Source organism: Streptomyces sp. NPDC046876, from assembly GCF_040645035.1.
Taxonomy (GTDB): Bacteria; Actinomycetota; Actinomycetes; order Streptomycetales; family Streptomycetaceae; genus Streptomyces.
Genome location: NZ_JBEYXK010000003.1, coordinates 220,643 through 236,996 on the forward strand (window position 1 = coordinate 220,643; position 16,354 = coordinate 236,996).

Below are 16,354 nucleotides of genomic sequence, written 5' to 3' on the forward strand. Positions count from 1 at the left end.
GCGGGGCCCCGGACAATGTCCCCGAATTCTCGAGCAGCCGTCGAGCAGCCCTCCGACCGCTGTGCTTGCAGAGGCGGTACGGGCTGCTACATTCGCGAAAGAGCCACCGGGAGGAGGGGGCGCATGGAATTCTCCGCGCACGGCGGGAAGAGCCAGAACGGCGGGGTGGAGTTCCGCGTCCTGGGCCCGGTGGAGGTGTACGACCACCGGACGGGCCTGCGCGTCGTGCCCTCGGGCGCCAAGCAGCGCTCCCTGCTCGCCGCGCTCGTCGTGCGGGCGGGCGAGGTGCTCGGCACCGAGCGGCTCGTCGACGAGTTGTGGGGCGACCGGCCGCCGGCCGGCGGGTCCAATGCGCTGCAGGCCCATGTGGCCCGGCTGCGCAGGGTGCTGCCCGTCGCGCCGCCCGGGCCGGACGGCCGCCGCGCGGAGTGGATCGGCACGCACGCCCTGGGCTACCTGCTGCGGCCGGACGGCGCCGCCGGTGACGCCCGGCGCTTCCACGCGCTGTCGGCCGAGGGGCGCTCGCTCCTGGCCGACGACCCCGGACGCGCTGCCGGCCTGCTGCGCTCGGCGCTCGCGCTGTGGCGCGGGCCCGCGCTCGACGGCAGCCTGCGCGGGCCGATCTGCGCGGGGGAGGCGGACCGGCTGGAGGAGCTGCGGCTGACCACGCTGGAGACGCTGTACGAGGCGGACCTGGCGGGCGGGCGGCACGGCGCGGCCGTCCGCGAGCTGGAGCGGCTGACGGCCGAGCACCCGCTGCGGGAGCGGTTCTACGACCTGCTGATGCTGGCCCTGTACCGGGGCGGGCGGCAGGGTGAGGCGCTCGGCGTGTACGAGCGGGCCCGCCGACGGCTGGTCGACGGGCTCGGCGTGGAGCCGGGGCCGGCGCTGCGCGGCCGGCTGGACGAGATCCTGCGGCACGCCCCCTCGCTGGCCGCGCCGCCCCCGCCGGCAGCCCCGTCGCCGGCCGCGCCCCCGCGGGTCCCGGCCGGGGCGGCGGCCCCGGTCGTGGAGGGGGAGGCGCTGCGGGACGGGCAGGGGGAGCTGCACCGGCTCGGCGGCGAGATCGTCCGGCTGGGCGAGCGCATCGAGGCCTTGGCCCGGCAGCAGCAGGCGCTGGTGCACCGTTTCGAGCAGCTGTCCGCGGGGGCGGCTGTGACGCGGAATCCGAACACCGCGAACACCGCGGACACAGCCCACGCCCCGAACGCCGCCGGCTACTCGAACACCGAGGGGATTGGCGAACTCCCCGAACTCCCGGCCGATCCGGGCCTGCTCGAAATCTCCGGGCTCCCGAACCTTTTTCCGGACGGCCAACTCGTCTGATCGCCCCGCCTTCCCGCCGGAATTCCGGCCCTGCTCCACCGGGCCCCGAGCCGTATTCCACCGGGTGGGATAATCGCAGGAAATCAAAAACGGGGTGCGTCGAGCCACAGCGGGGTGCGCAGAAAGGCGGACGGCGGCAGCGGAACGGCGACCGAGCCGTGGCCGCGGTCGTCCTCCAGTGCGGCCCAGTCCACGTCCAGCCCCGCCAGCCACAGCCGCTTCACCTGGTGCAGGCGCCGCCCCGACCAGAGCGCGGCGAGGTAGTCGCGGGTCTCGGGCGCCTCGCCGAGCCCGAGCGGGTCCGCGGCGCCGTGGCGCAGGTCGGCGCAGTCGGGGTCGCGGCCGTCCTCGGGGTCGAGGTCCGCCAGTACGCGGGCCAGCCGGCCGGTGTCGGCGACGACGGCCGCGTACCGGCAGTCCATCGCGGCGCGCCCGGTGCGCAGGCTGCGCGCGAGCGCCGCGAGGTCCGTCCGCGGGCCCGGCGCGGCCAGGAATCCGGCGAACCGGCGTGCGGTGGCCGCCAGATGGGCCGGGGTGGGCGCGGACAGCACCACCAGCTCGGCGGACGGGGCGTCCCGCCCGGTTCTCGCGCCGGGTGGCGGGACGTACTCCTCCAGGACCACGTGCGCCTCGACACCGCCGGCGCCCCGGACCCCGGCCGAGGCCCGGCGCACCCCGCCGGCGGGCGCCGGCCAGGGGGCGGCCGCCGGGCGGCCGGCCGCGGGGAGCAGGACGCCGTGGCGCAGCTGCAGGGCGGCGCGCAGCAGCACGGCGATGCCGGTGGCGGCCCCGGCCGCGCCGACGGCGGCGGCCACCGATCCCGCGTCCTCGCGCAGCAGCCCGCCGCCGCCCGGCTCGGCACCGGCCTCGCGCAGGGCCGCCCGTACGATCCGCTCGGCGGGGCCGGCGTCCCTGTCGGCGTCGGCCTCGTGTCCCACGGCGCTGCCGCGGATCAGGCAGTGCACGGTGTCGCCGTCGGCGAGGGCCCGTTCGAGCGGTTTGAGGACCAGCGCGCCGACCGCTTCGCCCGCGCCGGGGCGGCGGCTGGAGGCGTGCAGCAGCAGCTGCACCCCGCCGACCAGGGCCGCCGCGCACTCGCCGCGCCGCAGGGCCGAGAGGGCGTGGTGCAGGGCGACGAGGGCGGAGGACTCGGCGGTGTCGATGCTGACGCTGGGGCCGGTCAGCCGCAGCAGCCCGGAGATCCGGTTGGAGAGGTTCCAGCTGCCGCCGCGCGGCAGGGGGCGGCGGTGGCCGCGACCCCAGGACTCGGCGGCGAGCAGCGCGTAGTCCCCCGGCCCGGCGCCCGCGAACACGCCGATGCTGCGGGGCGTTCCGTCGGCGGCGCACAGGGCGTCGAGCCGGCTGCCGGTACAGCCCGCGTCCTCCAGGGCCTCCCAGGCGGTCTCCAGGAAGAGCCGCTCCTGGGGGTCGGTGAGGGCCGCCTCGGCGGGGTCGATCCCGAAGAAGTCGGCATCGAAGTCCTGGACGCGGTCGAGGTAGTGCCCGACCACCCTCCCGCCCCGCCCGACCGGCGGCCCGGAGGCGGTGCTCCCCCCGCCCTCGGCCTGCCGCCACACGGCCCCGAGGTCCCCGCCCCCGGGCTGCCGCCCGGCCATCCCGACGACGGCGACGGCCCCGTCCGCACCCCCCGGACCGGATCCGGGCCGAAGCCCGGGGCCGGACCGAAGCCCGGGGCCAGGCTGAGGACCGGGGCCAGGCTGAGGACCGGGCCCGGAGCCGGAGTCGAGGCGCGGGTCGGGGCCGATCCCGCCGGGGCCGGGGCCGGGGTCGGGGCCGGCGTCGGAGCCCGCGTCGGAGGTGGCGCCGGGCCCCCCGGCGAGGCCGGCTCCTGCGCCGGGCTCGGTGCCGGCGGCGGGGCCGGGGCCGGGGCCGGGGCCGCCGGGAACGACGCCCGGGCCGGGGGGCGGGACGGCGTCCGCCAGGAGGGCCGTGGTCTGGGCGCGGGTCAGGGTGCCGTTGCGGAACCGGGTCAGGATCTCCCTCTCGTCCATCCGGACGGGTTCCCTCAGCTGCGCCGGGCGAGCAGGACGAGCGCCTCGTCCACGGTCAGCCGGTCGTCGCGCACCGCGTCCAGCAGGACGTCGAGCCCGGCGGCGCCCACCGCGGCCGGCACCCGCGGGGCGGCGCCGAGGAGCTCGGCGACGTGGGCGGCGAGCGCGGTGATGTCGGGGTGGTCGTACAGGACCACCGCCCGCTCCTGGAGGCCGAAGGTCCGGTTGATGGTGGCGACGAACTCGGCGCCGAGGATGGAGTCCAGGCCGAGCGTGGCGAAGTCGGTGTCGGGCCCGACGTCCCACACGTCGCAGCACAGGACGGCGGCGAGCTGTTCGCGCAGCGCCCGGGCGACCTCGTCGGTCCCGGCAGCAGCAGGCGCGACCGCCGCCGGCTCCGCCGCGCGCGCGGCCCGGCCGACGGCCGGGACCCCGGCCGGAACCACGGTGCCCACCCGGTCCAGTTCGGCGGCCACCTGCCGGGCGAAGGACTCGGGCGTCGGGTGGTCGTACAGGTCGGTCGGCAGGATCTCCGTCCCGTACCGGGCGTTGACGACGGCCACCAGTTCCACGGTCAGCAGGGAGTCCATCCCGAGGGACTGGAAGGTCTGCTCCGGGTCGATGGCCCCGGGCCGCTTGCGCAGCACGTCGCCGAGGACGCCGACGACGTCCCTCAGCACGGCGGCCGGCACGGCAGCGGGCACGGCGGCGGGCACGGCGGCCGAGGCGGTGGCGGGTGCGGTGGCGGGGCGTTCACTCGTCATCTGCGGCTCTCCAGGACTCGGCGGTGCGGGGCGGTGGCGCCTTCAGACGGCACTGCCCAGGTACGGCGACAGCCCGCGGGTGCCGTCCGCGGCACTCCCGGCCGCGGCGCTCCCGTTCGCGGCGCTCCCGTCCCCGGCGCTCCCGGCCGGCGCGGTGCGGTAGCGTGCCGCGGCCCCGGCCGGTACCAGGGCGGGCAGCAGCAGCTCCCACAGCGCGGCGACCCGGCGACCGAGCTCCTCATACGGCATGCCGGTCGCGGCCATGGCCTCGATGCCGCAGGCGGCCGCGGCGACGAGCGACTCGGCCCTCTCCCACCCCGCGCCGTACCGCCCGGCCCCGGCCCGCAGTTCGCCGGCGTCGCGGGCGCGCCGCAGCAGGGCGCAGACCGCCGCGAGCCAGGCCCGCCGGAAGTCGGTGCCGCCGCCCTCCCGGCCGGTGCACTCCACCGTGATCCGGAAGCTCGCGGGCACCGCAGGGTCGTCGTGCAGGGTGCGGGCCAGCCAATGGGTGAGGTCGACGAGCGCCTGGAGCGGTGTGCCGCCCGACGCGCCCAGGTCGCGTACGGTCTCGCCGAGCAGGGCGGCGCCGCGCTGCTGGACGGCTTCGGCGAGCTCGTCCTTGGAGGCGAAGTGGAAGTACAGGGCGCCCTTGGTGACGCCCGCGGTGCGTGCGATGTCGCCGAGCGTCGACCGGTCGTACCCGTTGCGCCGGAACATCTCGGCCCCAGCCCGGACGAGCCGCCTGCGGGTGCGCTCCGACCTCTCCTGCACGGCGCTGCCTCCTCGGCTCGAGGGCCTGCCTGTCGGGGTGCTCGGGGTGCTCGGCGTGCGCTTCGTACGCGGGGTGCGCGCTGCGCGCGGGGCGGCCATGTCAGCCGACGCGCACGAGTCGCTCGGCGGCGGCCTTCGCGGCATTGTCGAGCTGGTTCTCGGGGGCGGCCATCAGGATGGACCGCTGGAGTCTGCGCAGGGCCGCGGACGGTTCGATGCCGAGCTCCCGTACGAGGGTCGCGCGCAGCCGCTGGTAGACGTCGAGGGCCTCGCCGCGGCGTCCGGAGCGGTGCAGGGCCAGCATGAACTGCCCGTGCAGGTTCTCGTGGGTGCGGTAGCGGCTGGCGAGGACGGTCAGTTCGGCGAGCAGCTCGCGGTGCCGGCCGAGCCGCAGGTCGGCCTCGATGCGCTGGTCGAGGGCGCACAGCCGGGTCTCCTCGAGCCGGCGGGCCTCCATGTCGAGCTGGGCGCCGCCCTGTACGTCGGCGAAGGCCGGGCCGGACCAGAGCGAGAGGGCCTCGCGCAGCAGCCGGGCGGCGCCGGGGAAGTCGTCCGCGTCCATGGCCCGGTAGCCCATGCCGGCGAGCCGGTCGAACTCGCGGACGTCGCTGGTGCCGCCGCCGCTGTTGAGCAGGTAGCCGCCGGGCAGTGTGACGAGCACGTCCTTGGCGGTGCGCCGCAGCCCCGCGGAGCGGATTCCGGTTGCGGTTGCGCCTGCGGCCCCGACACCGGCGTCGATGTCGGTGCCAGCCCCGGCCGCGTCCCCCGCGCCGTGGTCCAGGGCGCTCGCGATGAGGGCCCGCAGCTGGAGGACGTACGTCTGGAGCGTCGTGCGGGCGCTGCGCGGCGGGGCGCCGGCCCACAGCTCCTCGATGAGGGCCGAGACCGGGACCACCTGGTCGGCATGGAGCGCCAGGAGTGCCAGCACCTGTCGCGGCTTGGGGGCGGTCGGAGTGATGGAGACTCCCTGTTCCCGCACCGCCAGTGTGCCCAGTACTTCGATGTCCACGCCGTACTCCCCTGGTCCGTGGATGAGCCTTCCTCAGTAAAAAACAGGCCCGACGGTTTGTCAATACAAAACCGACCGTGCTGTTTTGGCGTGAGCGATACGCTTCGGTGATCCCAACTCGCGCTCCTGACATGGGAGTTTGCGTTCTACACGGATTGCGACCGCATGGCCTCCGGCACCCACACCCGTCCGGAATCCTCCCCGACCCACCCTGAAACAGACCGGAAAGTCGCTAGAGCGGCCGGCTCGGCCCGCTCCCCTCCGGCACCAGGTCCGCGGCGAGCGCCGACGGTACGAGCGTGGGCAGCAGCAGGCGCCAGAGCCGGGTGACGGTGGCCGCCGAGAGCCACCGCGTGTCCCGGGCGCCGAGCACCTCGAGGCCGACGGTCGCCGCCACCACGGCCGCGACCACGTCCGCCACCGCCACCCCGGGGCGCAGCTCGCCGGCCGACTCGGCCCGCCGTACCGCCTCTTCGACCCAGGCCCGCCACCGCTCGCGCAGGTCCTCCTCCGGCGGCCGGACGCTCTCGCCGCACAGCTGGAAGCCCGCCCGCAGCACCACGTCGGCGCGCAGGGCGGCCGCCAGCCGGTGGGTCGCGTCGACGAGGGCCTGCAGGCGCCGCCCGCCGGTCGGGTGCGCGTCACCGGTGACGTCCGCGAGGCGGAGCAGGGCCGCGGCCTCGACGGCGTCGGCCAGCGCCGCCTTGCTGGCGAAGTGGAAGTGCAGTGCCCCGTTGCTCACGCCGGCCAGCGAGCTGATCGCGGTGAGGGAGGCGACCGTATAGCCCTCCCGGTCGAAGATCTCGGCTGCGGACCCGATCAGGGCGTCACGCGTGCGCACCGCGCGTTCCTGCTTGGCCATCGGCTGCTCCGTGAGTGCGGGGGATTCGGCCAGTCGACCCAACTGACCCACTTGAGCCAGTTGAACCAACTGACCGAGTTGACGGGGACTCTAACAAACCGTCTGAGCGGTTTTGGATACCGGCGCAGGCCTCAACCCGGGTCAAGGGGGCAGGTCGGACAGATTCGCGCACGCGGCACTGCCGTTGCGCTCGGAGATCCACTCAAGACGGGCTCGCCGCCCGCTCGTCGCCGTCTCGACCGGACGCGCGACGGCCGCCGGGGCGGCAGGCCCGCGGCCAGGCAACACCGGCAATAGCAGACGAATCGAAGTAAACGGCTGCGCCAATTTTGCCGACGCCGACCGATAGCCCCTAGAAATTAAACCGGTTGGTATGTAGTTTTCCCGGCCAAGGGGCAACCCGCACCGCACCCACGGCGCACAGACCAGGGGGATCGATGTCTGCGAGCACGTTCCAGATCGAACGGACCACGCACGACGGAGACACGAAGGGGGCCCGGGCGGCTTTCGCCGCGTCGGCCGGCAGGTCCGCCGGATCCTGCCCCACGACGCTGACCACGACCGTGCCCAAGGAACTGGTGCACCGGTCCGCGGTCGCGGAGGTCGTGCTCACCGACTGGGCGCGCGTCGACGACACCCATTTCGTCATGGCCGCCCAGTGGCCCCGCAGCCACAGCTTCTTCACCCCGGTCGCAGGCGGCTACCACGACCCGCTCATCGCCTGCGAGACCATCCGCCAGATCGGCATCCTCCTGGGCCATGCCGAGTTCGGCGTTCCGTTCGGCCACCAGTTCGTCATCTGGGACCTCGACATCGCGGTGCACCCCCAGCACCTGGGCGTCGGCTACGAGCCGGCGACCCTCACCATCGACGTCACCTGCACGGAGGTCAACCGCCGCGGCAGCGCTCTGTCAGGTCTGCGCATCGAGGCGGTCTTCCACCGCGACGGGCACGTCGTGGCGACGGGCGGCGGCTCCTTCTCCTGCATGGCGCCCGCGGTGTACAAGCGGGTGCGCGGCGAGCACACCCTCGACGGCGACTGGTACCGCCTCCCGCTCATCAGCCCGGCGGCCCCGCAGAGCGTCGGGCGGATGTCCCCCATGGACGTCGTGCTCTCCCCCACCGGCGAGCAGGACCGCTGGCGGCTCAGAGTGGACACGCGCCACCCGGTGCTGTTCGAGCACGCGGTGGACCACGTCCCGGGGATGGTACTGCTGGAGGCGGCCCGCCAGGCCACGGCGGCCGCGCTCGGCCGGTCCTCGTACCTCCCCCTGGGCTTCGCCAGCGAGTTCAAGCGGTACGCCGAGCTGGACGCGCCCTGCACGATCGAGGCCGTCCGGGTCCCCGCGGCCGCCGAGGACGAGGAGGCCGTGCTGGTGACGGCCCGCCAGGGCGGCGCCGAGCTCTTCCGCTCGAAGGTCACGGCCGGCACGCACCACCTCTAGGTCGTCTCTTTCGGATCTTGCCGGTCAAGCCCGCGTCGTCCGGTGCCGTGCATCGCAAGGCGGAGAGGCTCCCGATTACTGGACGTCCTCGGGTGCCCCGACAACGCAGCGAGGTGCGGTGCCGGGCGGCGCGGGTCTGGGGGCACCGCCCAGCGGTAGCTGGGGGAGCAAGATCCGGAATAGACGGCCTAGCGCAGGACCGCGCCGGGGGCACCGCCGCCCCCGGCCCCGCCCTCACCCCCGGGGCGGCGCGAAGGCGTCCAGGTGGTCCGCCGCCCAGGTACGGAAGGACCGCGCGGGCCGGCCGAGCAGCCGGGGAAGGGTGTCGTCGACCCGGGACTTGGCCCCCTCGCGCTGCCGCTGCGCACTGTGCAGGAGCGCCCGGACCACGGCGTCCGGGTGGCGCCGGCCGAGCGCGGCGCGCGCCCGGTCCGCGTCCAGCTCCTCGAACCGCAGCGGCCGGCCGAGCAGTTCGGCGAGCAGGGCCGTCTGCTCGACGGCGGTGAGCGCCTGCGGCCCCGTCAGGGTGTGGGCGGCGCCCGCCGGGATCCGCCCGGTGAGGGCGCCGGCCGCCGCCTCGGCGAGGTCGCGCGGGTCGACGCAGGAGTTCGCCGAGTCCCCGTACAGGGCGCGGACCACCTGTCCGGAGCGGACGGAGCCGGCCCAGGAGAGCGCGTTGGACATGAACGAGCGGGGCCGCAGCAGGGTCCACTCCATCCCCGAAGCGCGCAGCAGCTCCTCGTTGCCGCGCTGCCAGCGGGTGATGACGTCGTCGGCCCGGGGGTCCTCGACGGCGGCGGCGGACAGCTTCACCACGTGGCGCACCCCGGCCGACCGCGCCAGGCGCAGGAACTCCCCGTCGTCGCGGCGCAGGTCGGCGGTGACGAGGAAGACGGCGCGGATCCCGCCGAGGGCGGCGGCGAGCGAGCGCGGATCGGTGTAGTCGCCGCGGACGGTCTCGGCGCCGGCGGGGGCGCCCTGGACCCGGTCCGGGACCCGGGCCATGACGCGAACGGGCAGGTCGGCGGGGAGGAGGCGGAGCACCTCGCGGCCGACGGTTCCGGTGGCACCTGTCACAAGGATCATCAGCATCCCAACTTGACTGAAACTTACACCTGTTAGTGGTGCACGTTTGGCGCAGGGGTTACCCTATGTAAAATACAAACTGGACGGTTTCTTTTCTGAGCCTTCAACGGTTCGCCTAGCCCGAGGAGGTGGGAGGCACGTGGCCGAGCAAGTCCGAGCCATCCGCACACGCAAGACGATCCTCACCGCAGCTGCCAAGATCTTCGAGGAGCGTGGGTACCAGGCGGCGACGATCTCCGAGATCCTCACCACCGCCGGCGTGACCAAGGGCGCGCTGTACTTCCACTTCCAGTCGAAGGAGGACCTGGCCCAGGGCGTGCTCGCCGAGCAGGACCAGCAGTTCTCGATCCCGCCGCGCGCCTCGAAGGTGCAGGAGATCGTCGACGCCGTGATGCTGCACGCCCACCGCCTCCAGACCGACCCGATGGTGCGCGCCGGCGTCCGGCTCTCGATGGACCAGCTGGCCCAGGGCCTCGACCGCAGCGGGCCGTTCCTGCGCTGGTGCGAGATCGGGCTGGACCTGCTGCTGCGGGCCCAGGCCCAGGGCGAACTGCTGCCCCACGTCGTGCCGTCGGAGACGGCCGAGGTGATCGTCGGCTCCTTCGCCGGCATCCAGTCCATGTCCCAGGCCATCTGCGACTACCAGGACCTGGTGGGCCGGGTGTCCGCGCTGATGCGCCACATGCTGCCGAGCATCGTGGTCCCCTCCGTCCTCGCCTCCCTCGACCTCTCCGAGGGCCGCGGCGCAGCGGTCTACACCGAAGCCCTCCAGACCTCGGAACTCCCCCAGCCCCCCTCCCCCTCCGCGCCCGCCCCCGCAGCCGTCTGACCGCCGGGCCGGAGTGATCCGGCTCACAGACTGTCACAGGGTCCCGGTGCCCGGTGTCTTGAGGCCGAACGCCTTGAGACGACGGAGGAGACGGGCATGACCGACATGACGGGGAACACGCGCACCGAGGTGGTCGTGATCGGCGGAGGGTACTCCGGCGTGATGGCGGCCAACCGCCTGACGCAGCGCGACGACGTGACCGTGACGCTGGTCAACCCGCGCCCGGCCTTCGTCGACCGGGTCCGCCTGCACCAGTTGGTCGGCGGGACCGGCGAGGCCGTCGTGGAGTACCGCAAGGTCCTGGCCGCGGGCGTCCGGCTGGTGGTCGACACCGTGACCCGGATCGACGCGGCCGGGCGCACCCTGGCCCTGGCGAGCGGCGGCACGGTCGGCTACGACCACCTCGTCTACGCGGTGGGCAGCGGCAGCGCCGACCCGGGCGTGCCCGGCGCGGCCGAGTTCGCCTACCCGATCGCCACCCTGGAGGAGGTGCAGCGGCTGCGGCCGGCCCTGGACGCCGCGCCCGCGGCGGCCGCGGTGACGGTCGTCGGGGCCGGTCCGACCGGCATCGAGACCGCCGCCGAACTGGCCGAGCAGGGCCGCAGGGTGACCCTGGTGTGCGGCGGGGCGCTCGGCCCGTACCTGCACGCCCGCGGCCGGCGCTCGGTGGCCGGGCGGCTCGCCGCGCTCGGTGTGACCGTGCTCGAAGGCCCCGACACCAAGGTGACGGCCGTGACGCGCGATGCGGTGCGGCTCCGCGACGGCCGTCGGCTGCCGAGCGCGGTGACCATCTGGACCGCCGGCTTCGGCGTGCCGGACCTCGCCCGGCGCAGCGGCCTGCGCACGGACGCCCTGGGCCGCCTGCTCACCGACGAAACGCTGACCAGCCTGGACGACGTACGCATCGTCGCGGCCGGGGACTCGGCCGCGCCGTCGGGCCTGCCGTACCGGATGGGCTGCCAGGCCGCGGTGCAGCTGGGCCCGCAGGCCGCCCGGACGGTGCTGAGCCGGATCGCGGGCGAGGAACCCGCCCCGGTCGAGGTGGGGTTCGCCGGGCTGTGCGTCAGCCTGGGGCGCCGCGCGGGCATCTTCCAGTTCGCCTCGAAGGACGACGTCGCGAAGAAGCACCACATCGGCGGCCGCCCGGGGGCGAAGGTCAAGGAGCTCATCTGCCGGAGCATCCTGTGGCAGCTGGGTTACGAGGCGCGCAAGCCCGGGGTGCGGACCTGGTGGGCGAAGGACGCCAAGCGGCAGGAGCGGCTGCTCCGGGCCACGCACGGCGAGGCGCAGGCCACGGCGGAACGGGCGGCGGCCTAGCCGGACGTCCCACGGAAAGGAAAGATGATCTTGCCGTGGCCACGCGGTCGGAGGCCGCCGGCGACCAGGGCCGGCCGGCTGCGAGGGAGGGGTACGGGGACATGGGCGACGCGAGCGGATTCCGAGACGTAAACGGCGGGGGCGAGGCGCTCGGCGAGGGCAAGGCGATCGGCGGGGACGGTATCACCAGCAGGGGCGGCGGGAGCGACGGAAGCCTCCGCACCGGCGGCACCGACCCGGCGACCGAGGCCTTCGTCGCCCACCGCAACCTGCTCTTCACCGTCGCCTACGAGATGCTCGGCTCGGCCGCCGACGCCGAGGACGTCCTGCAGGAGACCTGGCTGCGGTGGGTCAAGGTCGACCTGGCGCACGTGCGCGACCAGCGCGCCTACCTGGTCCGGATCACGACCCGCCAGGCCCTCAACCGGCTGCGCACGATGCAGCGCCGCAAGGAGGCGTACGTCGGCCAGTGGCTGCCCGAGCCGCTGCTCACCGCGCCGGACGTGGCCGAGGACGTGGAGCTCGCCGAGAGCGTGTCGATGGCGATGATGCTCGTCCTGGAGACTCTGTCGCCGACCGAGCGCGCCGTCTTCGTCCTGCGCGAGGCCTTCGACCTCGGCTACGACGAGATCGCCGCCGCCGTCGACAAGAGCCCCGCGGCCGTCCGCCAGATCGCGCACCGCGCCCGCCGGCACGTCGATGCGCGCCGACCGCGCCAGCCGGTGGCCCCGGGCGTGGCCTCCGCGGCCGTGGAGTCGTTCCTGCGCGCGCTCGAGACCGGGGACCCGCAGGGCCTCCTCGACGTACTCGCCCCGGACGTCGTCCTGGTGGGCGACGGCGGCGGCATCAAGCAGGCCGCGCTCCGGCCGATCAGCGGGGCCGACAAGGTGGTCCGCTTCATGCTCGGCGGCATCGGCAAGACCAAGCTCCCGCTCACGGTCGCCCCCACCGTCGTCAACGGCGCCCCGGCGCTCCGCGTCCACCTGGACGGGCAGTTCGACGGCGTCATGGCGGTCCGGGTCGAGGACGGCCGCATCTCGGGCCTCTACTACGTCCGCAACCCGGAGAAGCTGACCCGCTTCGCCTCCGAGACCCCGCTCACCCTGCACTGAACGCCGCGTTCCCGCGAGGCCCTGTCCCTGAATGACCTGGAGAGAGAACCGTATGACCTGGTCCACCCGCATCGTGGAGCGCGACGGCGTCCGCATCTCCTGCCGTGACTGGGCGGGCCCCGGACGCCCCGTCGTCCTGCTGCACGGGCTGGCCGGCCACGCGGGCGAATGGGACGCCCTCGCCCGGCACCTGCAGGCCCGGCACCGGGTCGTGGCGGTGGACCAGCGCGGCCATGGCGCCAGCGAACGCCTGCCCGCGGACCTCTCCCGGGCCGCCTACGTCGCCGATGTGGTCGCCGTCCTCGACCAGCTCGGCCTGCAGGCGCCCGTTCTCGTCGGCCAGTCGCTGGGCGGCCACACCGCCATGCTCACCGCAGCCGCGCACCCCGGCCTCGTCCATGCACTCGTCCTGGTCGAAGCCGGCCCCGGCGGCCCGAATCCCCGGGTGCAGCAGGAGGTCGGCGGCTGGCTCGACTCATGGCCGGTCCCGTTCCCGTCGCGGGAAGCCGCCGCCGGCTTCCTCGGCGCAGGGGCGGTCGGCGAGGGCTGGGCGGCCGGCCTGGAGGAGCGCGACGGCGGCTGGTGGCCCCGCTTCGACCGTGACGTCATGGTCGGCTCGCTGGCCGAGATCGCCCGGGCCTCCTTCTGGGACGAGTGGACGAAGACCACCTGCCCGACCCTGGTCGTCCTCGGCCGGTCCGGCATCGTCCCGCCCCGGGAGATCGGCGAGATGCTCCGCCTGCGACCGGACGCCGCGGCGGTGAGCATCCCCGGCACGGGCCACGACCTCCACCTCGAACGGACCGACGTACTGCTGCAGCTGCTCCGCGATTTCCTCCGCGGCGTTCCCGCAGACCCCGTCCGCCGCCTGACGCGCTGTACCAACTAGTATGTATAGTCGCCTCCATGAGCACGAGCACCGCCGACCGCCTCATCGAAAGCACCCGCGAACTGCTGTGGGAGCGGGGCTACACCGGCACCAGCCCCAAGGCCATCCAGCAGCGGGCCGGGGCCGGGCAGGGCAGCATGTACCACCACTTCACCGGCAAGCCGGACCTGGCGCTCGCCGCGATCCGCCGCACCGCCGAGGAGATGCGCGCCAAGGCCGAGGAGCAGTTCGCCGGGCCGGGCAACGCGGTCGAGCGGGTCACCGCGTACCTGCGCCGCGAGCGGGACGTCCTCAAGGGCTGTCCCGTCGGACGCCTCACCCAGGACCCGGACGTGATGGCCGATCCGCTGCTGCGGGCGCCGGTCGACGAGACCCTGGCCTGGCTGCGCGGACGCCTCGCCGAGGTCCTGGCCGAGGGGCGCGAGCGCGGCGAACTCGATGCCGCGCTGGACCCGCAGGCCACCGCCGCGACCGTCGTCGCGGTCCTGCAGGGCGGTTACGTCCTGGCCCGCGCCGCCGACTCCGTGCAGCCGTTCGACCAGGCGATCGGCGGGGTGCTGGGCCTGTTGGCCGCGTACGTCCCCACCGCTCGCGCGTGACCGACCGTTCCGACCGTTCCTCGGCCGAGAAAGGCAGCTCCCCGTGTACGCCAAGCAGTACGAGATCACCCTGCCCGCCGACTACGACATGCAGATCATCCGCAAGCGGGTGGCCGAGGGCGGCCACGTCCTCGACGACCGCGCCGGGCTGGGGCTGAAGGCGTACGTCATCCGCGAACGCGGAACCGACGGCTCGCCGGTCAACCAGTACGCCCCCTTCTACCTGTGGAACGACACGGGCGCGATGGCCCGCTTCCTCGTCGGCGGCGGCGGATTCCAGAACATCGTGCGGGACTTCGGCCGCCCCGTCGCCCGCCACTGGACGGGCATCGCCTGCCACGCCGGCCCCGCCCGCACGGCGCCTCCCCGGGCGGCGTCGCGCCGTCTGACCGCCGTGCCCTGCGACGCGGACCCGGACCGCACCGGGCTGGGCCTGACCGCGCTGATCGAGCGGGAGGCGGAGCAGCTGCGGCAGCTCGCCCGCCACGACGGCGTGCACACGGCCGCGTTGGCCGTCGACCCGCACCACTGGCAGCTGCTTCGCTTCGTTCTGTGGGCGGAGACGGCCACCCCGCCCACGGACGCGGACGCGGACGCGACCGAACGCTACGAGGTGCTGCACCTGTCCGCCCCGGGCCTGGCCGATCTGCCGGAGGGCCGGAGCTGGTAGGAGCGTGGTGGTGTCCGGATGTGACGGAACAGCGTCATTGTGGTCGTGGGCCACGGCAGTGACGATAGGTGCATGTCCACGAACCGCCGGGTCGTCATCGCGGTCTTCCCCGATGTCGACCTCCTCGATGTCACCGGCCCTGCCGAGGTGTTCGCGCTGGCCAACCGGGAGACCGGCGGCCGGGCGGGCTACCGGGTGCAGCTGGCCGGCCCGACCGCCGGGGTGGTCGCCACCTCGGCCGGTGTACGGCTGGTCACGGACCTGACGTTCGCCGAGGTCGAGGGGGTGCTCGACACGCTGCTCGTGCCCGGTGCGGTGGACCTGCACCCCGACGGGCCGGTCGCCCGGATCGACCCGGACGTGGTCGCCTGGCTGCAGGCGGCCGCACCGACGGCGCGGCGCGTGGCGTCGGTGTGCGTGGGGGCGCACCTGCTGGCCGCGGCCGGGCTGCTGGACGGCAAGACCGCCACCACCCACTGGTCGACCGCCGACCAACTGGCGGCCGAGCACCCGGCGGTGACGGTGGATCCCGATCCGATCTTCGTACGGTCCGGGAAGGTGTGGACCGGGGCCGGGATCAGCGCCTGCATGGACCTGGCGCTGGCCCTGGTGGCCGAGGACCTCGGCGAGGAGGTCGCCCTGGCGGTGGCCCGGCAGCTGGTGATGTACCTCAAACGGCAGGGCGGGCAGAGCCAGTTCTCGGTCCCGCTGAGCCGGTCCGCCGCGTCCCGGCGGGACATCGACGAGCTGCGGATGTACGTCGCCGACCATCTGGACGGCGACCTGTCCACGGGGGCGCTGGCGGAGCGGATGTGCCTGAGCGAGCGGCACTTCGCGCGGGTGTTCCGGCGGGAGACGGGGGTCACGCCGGCCGCCTACGTCGAAGCGGCGCGGGTGGAGGCGGCCCGGCGGTTGCTGGAGAGCACCGACGAGCCGCTGGAGGCGGTGGCCGCCGCGAGCGGCCTGGGCTCGGTGGAAACCCTCCACCGAGCCCTCCGCCGCCAAATCGGCACCACCCCGGCCACCTACCGCCGCCGCTTCCGCACGACAACCTGACCGCTCCGACCCCCGCCGCAACCCACCGACACCTCGAAGCCGAAGCCGGCAAACCAAACCCGCCGCCTGCCTCGACACCAAGGCCCGGCAAACCAGCCCACCGCCTGCTCCGAAGCCGCCGCCCGGCAAACCAGCCCACCGCCTGCTCCGAAGCCGAGGCCCGGCAAACCAGCCCACCGCCTGCTCCGAAGCCACCGCCCGGCAAACCAGCCCACCGCCTGCTCCGAAGCCGAGGCCCGGCAAACCAGCCTCGCCGGCGTTTGAGGCGCGGGTCCGGGCAGAGCCCGGTACCCGGCGAAGCCGGGATCCCCGGGGCGCCGCCCCACACCCCATGCCGCGAAGCCGAAGGTCGGCCCACCCACACCCACCACCCGCTTCCAAGCCGAGGCCCGGCACAACCAGCCCCGCCGGCGTTTGAGGCGCGGGTCCGGGCAGAGCCCGGTACCCGGCGAAGCCGGGATCCCCGGGGCACCGCCCCACACCCCATGCCGCGAAGCCAAAGGTCGGCCCACCCACACCCACCACCCGCTTCCAAGCCGAGGCCCGGCACAACCAGCCCCGCCGGCGCTTGAGGCGCGCCCCAAGCAGGCCGGGGAGGACGGGGAGA

The 16,354-nt window shown here is 74.7% G+C and carries 15 protein-coding genes; 9 read left to right on the top strand and 6 right to left on the bottom strand.

All coding sequences use genetic code 11. The features are described 5' to 3' along the window. Positions 1 to 123 precede the first annotated feature (123 nt). Positions 124 to 1,326 (top strand): AfsR/SARP family transcriptional regulator, encoded by a 1,203-nt coding sequence (locus ABZ924_RS03620; RefSeq protein WP_361903474.1) that lies wholly within the window; start codon positions 124 to 126, stop codon positions 1,324 to 1,326. A gap of 83 nt (positions 1,327 to 1,409) precedes the next feature. On the opposite strand, the gene ABZ924_RS03625 is transcribed toward ABZ924_RS03620, so the two are convergent. From ABZ924_RS03625 to ABZ924_RS03645, 5 genes are all read right to left on the bottom strand, one after another. Then, positions 1,410 to 3,338 (bottom strand): beta-ketoacyl synthase N-terminal-like domain-containing protein, encoded by a 1,929-nt coding sequence (locus ABZ924_RS03625; RefSeq protein WP_361903476.1) that lies wholly within the window; start codon positions 3,336 to 3,338, stop codon positions 1,410 to 1,412. Between the two features lie 14 nt (positions 3,339 to 3,352). Beyond that, positions 3,353 to 4,102 carry an acyl carrier protein gene (locus ABZ924_RS03630; protein WP_361903479.1) on the bottom strand — a complete coding sequence of 250 codons (750 nt, stop codon included), beginning with the start codon at positions 4,100 to 4,102 and terminating at the stop codon, positions 3,353 to 3,355. A 42-nt stretch (positions 4,103 to 4,144) separates the two neighbouring features. Beyond that, complete coding sequence (locus tag ABZ924_RS03635) at positions 4,145 to 4,873, bottom strand: ScbR family autoregulator-binding transcription factor (RefSeq protein ID WP_361903482.1); 729 nt, start codon at positions 4,871 to 4,873, stop codon at positions 4,145 to 4,147. 100 nt (positions 4,874 to 4,973) lie between these two features. Continuing rightward, positions 4,974 to 5,882: an AfsR/SARP family transcriptional regulator gene (locus tag ABZ924_RS03640; RefSeq protein ID WP_361903485.1), complete on the bottom strand. Its 909-nt coding sequence runs from the start codon at positions 5,880 to 5,882 to the stop codon at positions 4,974 to 4,976. Positions 5,883 to 6,114: 232 nt separating this feature from the next. Then, a complete protein-coding gene (locus ABZ924_RS03645; RefSeq protein WP_361903488.1) occupies positions 6,115 to 6,744 on the bottom strand; it encodes a ScbR family autoregulator-binding transcription factor in 630 nt (209 codons plus the stop codon). Between the two features lie 437 nt (positions 6,745 to 7,181). Here ABZ924_RS03645 and ABZ924_RS03650 point away from each other — a divergent pair, with 437 nt between their 5' ends. Then, entirely contained in the window at positions 7,182 to 8,189 is a 1,008-nt protein-coding gene (locus ABZ924_RS03650; protein WP_361903491.1) for a ScbA/BarX family gamma-butyrolactone biosynthesis protein, read from the top strand. Between the two features lie 234 nt (positions 8,190 to 8,423). Here ABZ924_RS03650 and ABZ924_RS03655 read toward each other — a convergent pair whose 3' ends face one another. Beyond that, positions 8,424 to 9,275: an NAD(P)H-binding protein gene (locus ABZ924_RS03655; RefSeq protein ID WP_361903495.1), complete on the bottom strand. Its 852-nt coding sequence runs from the start codon at positions 9,273 to 9,275 to the stop codon at positions 8,424 to 8,426. Positions 9,276 to 9,414: 139 nt separating this feature from the next. Here ABZ924_RS03655 and ABZ924_RS03660 point away from each other — a divergent pair, with 139 nt between their 5' ends. From ABZ924_RS03660 to ABZ924_RS03690, 7 genes are all read left to right on the top strand, one after another. Further along, positions 9,415 to 10,104 carry a ScbR family autoregulator-binding transcription factor gene (locus ABZ924_RS03660; RefSeq protein ID WP_361903498.1) on the top strand — a complete coding sequence of 230 codons (690 nt, stop codon included), beginning with the start codon at positions 9,415 to 9,417 and terminating at the stop codon, positions 10,102 to 10,104. A gap of 105 nt (positions 10,105 to 10,209) precedes the next feature. Beyond that, a complete protein-coding gene (locus tag ABZ924_RS03665) occupies positions 10,210 to 11,421 on the top strand; it encodes an FAD-dependent oxidoreductase (RefSeq protein WP_361903528.1) in 1,212 nt (403 codons plus the stop codon). A 35-nt stretch (positions 11,422 to 11,456) separates the two neighbouring features. Next, entirely contained in the window at positions 11,457 to 12,533 is a 1,077-nt protein-coding gene (locus ABZ924_RS03670; RefSeq protein WP_361903501.1) for an RNA polymerase sigma-70 factor, read from the top strand. Positions 12,534 to 12,585: 52 nt separating this feature from the next. Continuing rightward, positions 12,586 to 13,422 carry an alpha/beta hydrolase gene (locus tag ABZ924_RS03675; protein WP_361903504.1) on the top strand — a complete coding sequence of 279 codons (837 nt, stop codon included), beginning with the start codon at positions 12,586 to 12,588 and terminating at the stop codon, positions 13,420 to 13,422. A gap of 17 nt (positions 13,423 to 13,439) precedes the next feature. Continuing rightward, positions 13,440 to 14,021, top strand: a complete 582-nt coding sequence (locus ABZ924_RS03680; RefSeq protein WP_361903507.1) for a TetR/AcrR family transcriptional regulator — start codon at positions 13,440 to 13,442, stop codon at positions 14,019 to 14,021. A 43-nt stretch (positions 14,022 to 14,064) separates the two neighbouring features. Next, positions 14,065 to 14,691 carry a DUF4865 family protein gene (locus ABZ924_RS03685; protein WP_361903510.1) on the top strand — a complete coding sequence of 209 codons (627 nt, stop codon included), beginning with the start codon at positions 14,065 to 14,067 and terminating at the stop codon, positions 14,689 to 14,691. A gap of 72 nt (positions 14,692 to 14,763) precedes the next feature. Beyond that, the gene (locus ABZ924_RS03690) at positions 14,764 to 15,747 is read left to right on the top strand and encodes a DJ-1/PfpI family protein (protein WP_361903513.1); all 984 of its coding nucleotides are present in this window, start codon (positions 14,764 to 14,766) and stop codon (positions 15,745 to 15,747) included. Positions 15,748 to 16,354: the final 607 nt, after the last annotated feature.

Excerpts from the sequence above, each read along its gene's own strand:
- ABZ924_RS03665 (WP_361903528.1), top strand. The coding sequence starts at position 10,210 with ATGACGGGGAACACGCGCACCGAGGTGGTCGTGATCGGCGGAGGGTAC.
- ABZ924_RS03645 (WP_361903488.1), bottom strand. The coding sequence starts at position 6,744 with ATGGCCAAGCAGGAACGCGCGGTGCGCACGCGTGACGCCCTGATCGGG.
- ABZ924_RS03650 (WP_361903491.1), top strand. The coding sequence starts at position 7,182 with ATGTCTGCGAGCACGTTCCAGATCGAACGGACCACGCACGACGGAGAC.
- ABZ924_RS03680 (WP_361903507.1), top strand. The coding sequence starts at position 13,440 with ATGAGCACGAGCACCGCCGACCGCCTCATCGAAAGCACCCGCGAACTG.
- ABZ924_RS03625 (WP_361903476.1), bottom strand. The coding sequence starts at position 3,338 with ATGGACGAGAGGGAGATCCTGACCCGGTTCCGCAACGGCACCCTGACC.
- ABZ924_RS03620 (WP_361903474.1), top strand. The coding sequence starts at position 124 with ATGGAATTCTCCGCGCACGGCGGGAAGAGCCAGAACGGCGGGGTGGAG.
- ABZ924_RS03690 (WP_361903513.1), top strand. The coding sequence starts at position 14,764 with ATGTCCACGAACCGCCGGGTCGTCATCGCGGTCTTCCCCGATGTCGAC.
- ABZ924_RS03630 (WP_361903479.1), bottom strand. The coding sequence starts at position 4,102 with ATGACGAGTGAACGCCCCGCCACCGCACCCGCCACCGCCTCGGCCGCC.
- ABZ924_RS03675 (WP_361903504.1), top strand. The coding sequence starts at position 12,586 with ATGACCTGGTCCACCCGCATCGTGGAGCGCGACGGCGTCCGCATCTCC.
- ABZ924_RS03655 (WP_361903495.1), bottom strand. The coding sequence starts at position 9,275 with ATGATCCTTGTGACAGGTGCCACCGGAACCGTCGGCCGCGAGGTGCTC.